5 protein-coding genes are annotated in these 7,390 nt (G+C 58.9%); 3 read left to right on the top strand and 2 right to left on the bottom strand.

Features of this window, described 5'->3' with window-relative positions; genetic code table 11:
* Positions 1-58 precede the first annotated feature (58 nt).
* Complete coding sequence (locus tag KGB27_RS19630; protein ID WP_008026000.1) at positions 59-1,426, bottom strand: inorganic triphosphatase; 1,368 nt, start codon at positions 1,424-1,426, stop codon at positions 59-61.
* A gap of 156 nt (positions 1,427-1,582) precedes the next feature.
* Here KGB27_RS19630 and argE point away from each other — a divergent pair, with 156 nt between their 5' ends.
* Both argE and argA read left to right on the top strand, forming a co-directional pair.
* Positions 1,583-2,752, top strand: a complete 1,170-nt coding sequence (gene argE / locus KGB27_RS19625) for an acetylornithine deacetylase (protein WP_223413751.1) — start codon at positions 1,583-1,585, stop codon at positions 2,750-2,752.
* 266 nt (positions 2,753-3,018) lie between these two features.
* Positions 3,019-4,317 carry an amino-acid N-acetyltransferase gene (argA, locus tag KGB27_RS19620; RefSeq protein ID WP_008026003.1) on the top strand — a complete coding sequence of 433 codons (1,299 nt, stop codon included), beginning with the start codon at positions 3,019-3,021 and terminating at the stop codon, positions 4,315-4,317.
* A 113-nt stretch (positions 4,318-4,430) separates the two neighbouring features.
* Here the strand turns inward: argA and tauA are convergent, their stop codons facing one another.
* A complete protein-coding gene (tauA, locus tag KGB27_RS19615) occupies positions 4,431-5,420 on the bottom strand; it encodes a taurine ABC transporter substrate-binding protein (protein WP_008026005.1) in 990 nt (329 codons plus the stop codon).
* Positions 5,421-5,781: 361 nt separating this feature from the next.
* Between tauA and KGB27_RS19610 the strand changes: the two genes are divergently transcribed.
* The gene (locus tag KGB27_RS19610; protein WP_008040737.1) at positions 5,782-7,116 is read left to right on the top strand and encodes an OprD family outer membrane porin; all 1,335 of its coding nucleotides are present in this window, start codon (positions 5,782-5,784) and stop codon (positions 7,114-7,116) included.
* Positions 7,117-7,390 lie beyond the last annotated feature (274 nt).

Genomic DNA, 7,390 nt, shown 5'->3' with positions numbered 1-7,390 from the left:
CGCTCCTACAGGATCTGCACAGTACCTGTAGGAGCGAGGCTTGCCCGCGAAGGCGGTTTTACATACGCAGCAGCATTTTCCAGGCACGATTCTGATAAACGGCAATCGCCTGCTGCTTGCGCGCATCCAGCAGTTCATCGGTGATCGGCTCGTTAGCCAGCAACGCCAACTGTTTCAGCTCGCCGTACAGTCGATCCATTTCCGGGACCTCCAGCACGTTGCGCGCATGGTGCAACCAGGACTGGATGCGCTCGATGCGCGGCAGTTGCTCGGCCAGATCTTCCGGCTGCTGCTGGTAACGCTGCAATTGCAGGGACGTCGCTTCTTCACCGAGCAAGCGCGGCAACCAGCTACCCAGTTGCGCAGCGCCCTGGCGATTGCCGCGAACATTACGATCGGCCGCCCAGGTGCGGGCCAGCAACCAGCGCGAGGTGTTCAGCGAGAACAGGCCCCAGCGCGGGTCTTCGAGTTCTTCGAGGAACTGCTCCGGCGCGGCTTTGCGCACGTCTTCGTCGTCCAGACCGGCTTGAACCAGCGGACGCCAGTCTTCAAGCAAGGCATCCAGCGCGAGACGCAGATCGTGCGTCGACTGACGCGGCGCGGCCTGGCCAAGGCTGCTCAGCAGGGCGCGCAATTCAGCAAGGTTTTCGACCCAGTCCTGCAACAGACGCCAGTGGCCATTGAAGCGATATTGCTCGGCCAGACGCTGGCTGCTGCTCAGCAAGTGCCAGCTCAACGCGGCGAACGCGTCGTCCAGCGGCATTTCGGCGCTGATCTGCGGGGCCGGCAGGCTCAACGAATAGCTGTTGGCGTCGTACAAGCGATAACCGCGTTCGGCCTTGCTGATGTCACACGGCATCAGGGCCAGGGTCGCGGCCAGTTCGGCGGCCAGCTCCAGCAATGCCGCCGGTTCGCCTTCGCGCAGTTCCAGTTCCAGCTCGCAGATTTCTTCTTTCTGCTTGCCGACCACCACGTGGCCCAGGTCCAGCGCGGCTTCGATGACCACTTTGGTCTTGCCACGGCCCCAGGCGATTTCAGCGCGTTCGCGGACGAAATCGGTGGTGAAGATCGGCTTCAGGGTTTTCTTGTCCAGCTCGGCCAGCTCTTCAGGCCAGCATTCGCCGTCGAGTTTCTTCACGTCGAGCTTGGCTTTGGGCAGGTTCCAGTCGTATTCGTTACGCTCGGACAAACCGGCGACGCTCTGGCCACGGGTCTTGAGGGTCTGAATGACTTCTTCGCCGTCCTTGCGCAGGCGCAGGGCAACCTTGGCGCGGGCCAGGTCGCGCTCAGGCGTGTCGAAGTACTGGTTCATCAGTTCACGGCGTTCCCAGCCACTTTTGTTGCGTTTTTTCAGGAGCGGGTGCTCGCGCAGTGCGGCGAGGGTTTCGCGGCTGACGCGGAGTTTGATTTCAGTTTCTTTCTGCATGGCCGGAAAATCCAGGATCGGGAGCGCAGCCGGGGGAATGTGTGGCTGCCAAGGTCGTGCAGTGTACAGCACTGCTCAGGCCTACGCGCCGCGACGGTTTATTCCTGTCACCGGATGGTTCTATGATGGACTTCAATTCGGGAGTTGGAGTCAGCGATGCCGTTGCCGTCGATGAAAGATCAGTTCGCTGCGCTGATTGCCGCACCATCGGTCAGTTGCACTCAGGCCAGCCTCGATCAGACCAACCGTCCAGTGATCGATTTGCTGGCGACGTGGCTCGGTGACCTGGGTTTTGCCTGCGATATCCAGCAGGTCAGCCCTGGCAAATTCAACCTGCTGGCCAGTTTTGGTTCCGGCCCCGGCGGTCTGGTGCTCGCCGGGCACAGTGACACGGTGCCGTTCGATGGCGCGTTGTGGCAGACCGATCCGCTGAAGCTGACCGAAGTCGATGGCCGCTGGGTCGGGCTGGGCAGTTGCGACATGAAAGGCTTTTTTGCCCTCGCCATCGAAGCCGTCCTGCCGTTGCTCGACCAGCCGTTCAAACAGCCGTTGCTGATCCTCGCCACCTGCGACGAAGAAAGCTCGATGTCCGGCGCGCGTGCCTTGGCCGCAGCAGGACGCCCGTTGGGCCGAGCGGCGGTGATCGGCGAGCCGACCGGGCTCAAGCCGATCCGCATGCACAAAGGCATCATGATGGAGCGCATCGACATTCTCGGTCAGAGCGGCCATTCCTCCGATCCGCGCCTGGGCCATAGCGCCCTCGAAGCCATGCATGATGCGATTGGCGAATTGCGCGGCCTGCGCTTGCTGTGGCAACGTGAATTCCGCAATCCACAGTTTGGCGTGCCGACTCCGACCATGAACTTCGGCTGCATCCATGGCGGCGATAACCCCAACCGGATTTGCGGCCAGTGTTCGCTGGAATTCGACCTGCGTCCGTTGCCGGGCATGGACCCCAAGGTGCTGCGTGCGGAGATTCTGCAGAAACTCCAGCCGGTTGCCGAGCGCCATCAGGTGAAGATCGATTACGCGCCGCTGTTCCCTGAAGTGCCGCCCTTCGAGCAGGCTGAGGACGCAGAATTGGTCCGCATCGCGGAGCAGCTCACCGGTCATCGCGCCGAAGCAGTGGCGTTCGGGACGGAAGCGCCTTATCTTCAACGCCTTGGCTGCGAAACGCTGGTGCTGGGCCCGGGTGACATCGCGTGTGCGCACCAACCGGGGGAATACCTCGAAATGTCACGTTTGCAGCCTACCGTGCATCTATTACGACAGTTGATTGAACATTACTGCCTGACACCGGCCCAATCGCCGATGTCGGTTGGTTGAGCACCATCCATGTGGGAGCGAGCCTGCTCGCGATGGCGATCTTTCATTCAACATCCATGTTGACTGGTCTGGCCTCATCGCGAGCAGGCTCGCTCCCACAGGGTCTGTGTCATGACCGACAAAGTGTATAAATTGCCGATGTTTAAACCCGTATTCATGAGGAGAGCGCGCGTGTCGCCAAGCCTGTTCCGACGATAACCATCAGCCCGCTGTGCGTTTTCTGTTTCGCCCATTTTTTGGCTGCTATTTATTACAGGCCCAGGTTCATGCCCGAATACGTTAATTGGCTTCGTCACGCTTCGCCTTACATCAATGCCCACCGCGATTGCACCTTTGTCGTCATGTTGCCCGGCGACGGCGTGGAGCACCCCAACTTCGGCAACATCGTCCACGACCTGGTGCTGCTGCACAGCCTCGGCGTGCGACTGGTGCTGGTTCACGGTTCCCGTCCACAAATTGAAACCCGTCTCGCGGCACGCGGCCTGACCCCGCATTACCACCACGGCATGCGCATCACCGATGCCGCGACCCTTGAGTGTGTGATCGACGCGGTTGGCCAGTTGCGTATCGCCATCGAAGCGCGCCTGTCCATGGACATGGCCTCGTCGCCGATGCAGGGCTCGCGCCTGCGAGTGGCCAGCGGCAACCTGGTGACCGCCCGGCCGATCGGCGTGCTCGAAGGTGTCGACTATCACCACACCGGCGAAGTGCGCCGGGTTGACCGCAAAGGCATCAATCGCCTGCTGGACGAGCGCTCCATCGTGCTGCTGTCGCCGCTGGGCTACTCGCCGACCGGGGAGATTTTCAACCTCGCTTGCGAAGACGTCGCCACCCGCGCGGCCATCGACCTGGGCGCCGATAAACTGTTGCTGTTCGGTGCTGACCTGGGCTTGATCGATGAAAACGGTCGTCTGGTGCGCGAACTGCGCCCGCAACAAGTGCCGGCGCATTTGCAGCGTCTGGGCAGCAACTATCAGGCGGAACTGCTGGATGCAGCGGCTGAAGCCTGCCGTGGCGGCGTAGCGCGCAGCCATATCGTCAGTTACGCCGAAGACGGCGCGCTGCTGACCGAACTGTTCACCCGTGACGGCGGCGGTACGCTGGTGGCACAGGAGCAATTCGAGGTTGTGCGTGAAGCCGCAATTGAAGACGTTGGTGGTTTGCTGGATTTGATCAGCCCGCTGGAAGAGCAGGGGATTCTGGTGCGGCGTTCGCGCGAAGTGCTGGAGCGTGAGATCGAGCAGTTCAGCGTGGTCGAGCGCGAAGGCATGATCATCGCTTGCGCGGCGCTGTATCAGATTGCCGATTCGGATGCCGGGGAGTTGGCGTGTCTGGCGGTGAACCCGGAATACCGTCATGGCGGTCGCGGGGATGAGCTGCTGGAGCGCATTGAAACCCGTGCCCGTGCTCAGGGATTGAAGACGCTGTTTGTCCTGACTACCCGTACGGCTCACTGGTTCCGCGAGCGCGGGTTTGTGCCAAGCAGCGTCGAGCGCCTGCCGTCGGCGCGGGCGTCGCTGTACAACTATCAGCGTAATTCGAAGATCTTCGAAAAAACCTTGTAACCCGGACCCTGTGGGAGCGAGGCTTGCCCGCGAAGGCGGCCTCAAATTCAACATATGTGTCGGCAGGTATGGCCTCTTCGCGGGCAAGCCTCGCTCCTACGGGGAACGGTGTGTTACTCGGTGACGAATTTCGCACTGACATACGGCGAATAGTCCGGCAGCACCGTCTCAACCTTGCCTTGTTCCTTCAAGAACTTCGCCGTCTCACCAATCGCCTTCGCCGTGCCGCCCTCCAGCAGCGCGGTGGTTTGTTGCGCCTTGGCGTCCGGGAATGCAGAACCGGCCAGCAATTCCGGTACATCGGCGGCATTGGCACCGGTCAGTTTGGCGATTTTCTGTACCGGCACCGAATCGGCGGTCCAGCTGTCTTTATGTGCCGCGTAGTCGGCGAACGAGTCCAGCGTCACCTTGGCGAACTTGGCTACGACGTCGGGGTGTTTCTCGGCGTAATCCTTGCGCGCCACCCACACTTCAAAAGTCGGCGCGCCCCACTGACCCACCTGTGCGGCGTCAGTCAACGTCTTGCCAGTCTTGCGAATTTCCCCCAGGGCGGGCGACCAGACGAACGCACCGTCGATGTCCCCACGCTTCCAGGCGGCAGCGATTTCCGCTGGTTGCAGGTTCACCACTTTGACTTTCGAGGCGTCGAGGCCCCAGTGCTTCAAGGCGCCGAGCAAGCTGTAGTGAGAGGTTGAAACGAACGGTGTGGCGATGGTCTTGCCGATCAGATCTTCCGGTTTATCGATGCCGCTGCCGTTGCGTACCACCAACGCTTCGGCGGCGTTGATCTGGGCAGAAACGATAAACGCGACGATCGGCAAATTGCGCGAGGCGGCCGCGGCCAGTGGGCTTGAACCGAGGTTGCCAATCTGTACGTCGCCCGAGGCGATGGCGGTTACTACTTCCGGTCCACTGTTGAAACGACGCCAGTCAATTTTTTGGCCGATGGTTTTCTCGTAGAGTCCATCCGCCTGGGGAACTTTGCTGGGGTCTATTCCGGTTTGATAGCCGACGGTGAGGTTCGCGGCATGGGCGGAAAAAGAAAATAATACCGATACACAAACTGTAACAATTGGGTTGGATAGTGCGCGCTTGGTCGTCATGGCGTAGGCCTTATCGATAGGAATTGTTGCGGAATTGCTTCCAAACCTAATCGATCTAAAAAACGCCTAATAAATACCATTTAGGAATTAGCTTATGAGCTGGCCGCTCTAGTCCGCGGGGCAGCAAACGGTGAGCAAAATTCCTAAACGGTATTAGAAAAGAATCCATTCATTCTTTTCAGGTTTATGACGAAATCATGACCCTGCACGGACCAAAAAACGGGGATTAGACCATGGTCGTAGACACACATGGTTACGATTGACTTGTGGGTCACGCTCTGGCGCTAATCGCGCATCTTAGGACTTGGGACATTGATTCCGGGCCAGGAATACAAGAATTAGAGACGAGAGGAGTTTAACAATGAACAAGTCCACCTTGGCGCTGGCCGTGGCCCTAGGGGTTATGGCGCAGCAGGCAGGCGCCGCCGGTTTCATCGAAGACAGCAAGGCTTCCGTCAGTTCGCGTACCTATTATTTCGACGCCGATGTCCGTGAAGGCGCCAAGACCCCAGCTAACCGTCAGCGCGAAGCCGCTGAAGGCCTCAAATTCGATTACCAGTCGGGCTTCACCCAAGGTGTCGTAGGTTTCGGTATCGATGCCCAGGCATTGGTCGGTATCCATCTGGACGGCGGCAAGGGCCATCACCCGGACAATAACTCCTTCAGCCCTAGCGATACCGATGGTTCGGCAGAGAGTTCGTGGAGCCGCGTGGCGGGCAACGTCAAGGCACGCTTCTCGAAGACAGAGGCCCACTACGGTGGTGCCCTGCAGCCAAACATGCCGATCCTGATCGCGAACGACAGTCGCGTACTGCCGCAAACCTTTGAAGGTGGCACCATCACCTCGAAGGAAATCGACAACGTGACCTTCAACGTAGGTCAGCTGGAGCACGCGACGGGTCGCGCATCCAGCAACAGCACTGGCCTGTCTGTGGCTGGCGCTACTCAGGACAGCAATCAGTTCCGTTATGCCGGTGCTGACTGGAAAGTCACCAAAGACCTGATGCTGCAGTACTACCACGCGAACCTGGAAGACTTCTACAAGCAGGACTTCCTCGGCCTGGTGCACGTCTACCCGATCGCACCCAACCAGTCGTTCAAGACCGACCTCCGTTATTTCGACAGCAGCTCCGACGGCAAGAACGGTCAGGCTGGCTACCAATTCAACAACAACGGTGGTTTCGCCAAGAACAAGGGCGAGGTCGATAACAAGACCTGGAGCGCCACGTTCACCTACACCTTGGGCGGCAACGCGTTCCTGCTCGGGCATCAGCGTGTCAACGATGACGGCGGCTTCGTCTTCTTGAACCAGGGTAACGTTGTCGATGGCAACGGTCGCAACGAAGGTGGTGGCGGCGCCAGCTTCTACTCGTTCACCGATGCCACTGTGGGCAGCTTTATCCGTGCCGGTGAAAACACCACGTACGGTCAGTACACCTATGACTTCGCGTCTTTGGGTGTACCAGGCTTGAAAGCTTCGGCCGCTTACTTGTATGGCCGGGATATCAAGACCGTCAGCGGCGCGGGTGAAGACCTGAACGAGCGGGAAACCGACTTGCGCGTAGACTATGTGATTCAAACCGGTCCACTTAAAGGGTTTGGCACGACGGTGCGTCACGGTGCTTATCGTGGCAACACCAACGCTGACCAAGACCAGACCCGTCTGATCTTCAACTACACCTACAGCTTCTTGTAAGAGATTTCGCAAAAGAGCCTCGCCGTTTGGCGGGGCTTTTTTGTGATTTTTTCACATATGCCAATTAGGTATTGCTTAGGAATTTATTATTCTTTTTGGCTTTTAAAATAAAGCCCTAAAGTGCATCCCGCCGGGGCCGATATCGAGTGTCCCGTAGCGATTAAAATGCCGCTTTTTATTCCCGCACGGCATGAAAAAGAATGAAATAAATGTATTTACGTTTACCATGCCGGCCCATTCGCCGCGCTTAGACCCTTGACTTAGACACATCAGT

The sequence above is a fragment of the Pseudomonas sp. BF-R-01 genome (assembly GCF_019946615.1).
GTDB classification, from domain to species: domain Bacteria; phylum Pseudomonadota; class Gammaproteobacteria; order Pseudomonadales; family Pseudomonadaceae; genus Aquipseudomonas; species Aquipseudomonas migulae.
The sequence above is the reverse complement of the archived record's forward strand: the minus strand, read 5'-3'. Positions and strand labels throughout refer to the sequence as shown.

Excerpts from the sequence above, each read along its gene's own strand:
- KGB27_RS19630 (WP_008026000.1), bottom strand. The coding sequence starts at position 1,426 with ATGCAGAAAGAAACTGAAATCAAACTCCGCGTCAGCCGCGAAACCCTC.
- argA (WP_008026003.1), top strand. The coding sequence starts at position 3,019 with ATGCCCGAATACGTTAATTGGCTTCGTCACGCTTCGCCTTACATCAAT.
- KGB27_RS19610 (WP_008040737.1), top strand. The coding sequence starts at position 5,782 with ATGAACAAGTCCACCTTGGCGCTGGCCGTGGCCCTAGGGGTTATGGCG.
- argE (WP_223413751.1), top strand. The coding sequence starts at position 1,583 with ATGCCGTTGCCGTCGATGAAAGATCAGTTCGCTGCGCTGATTGCCGCA.
- tauA (WP_008026005.1), bottom strand. The coding sequence starts at position 5,420 with ATGACGACCAAGCGCGCACTATCCAACCCAATTGTTACAGTTTGTGTA.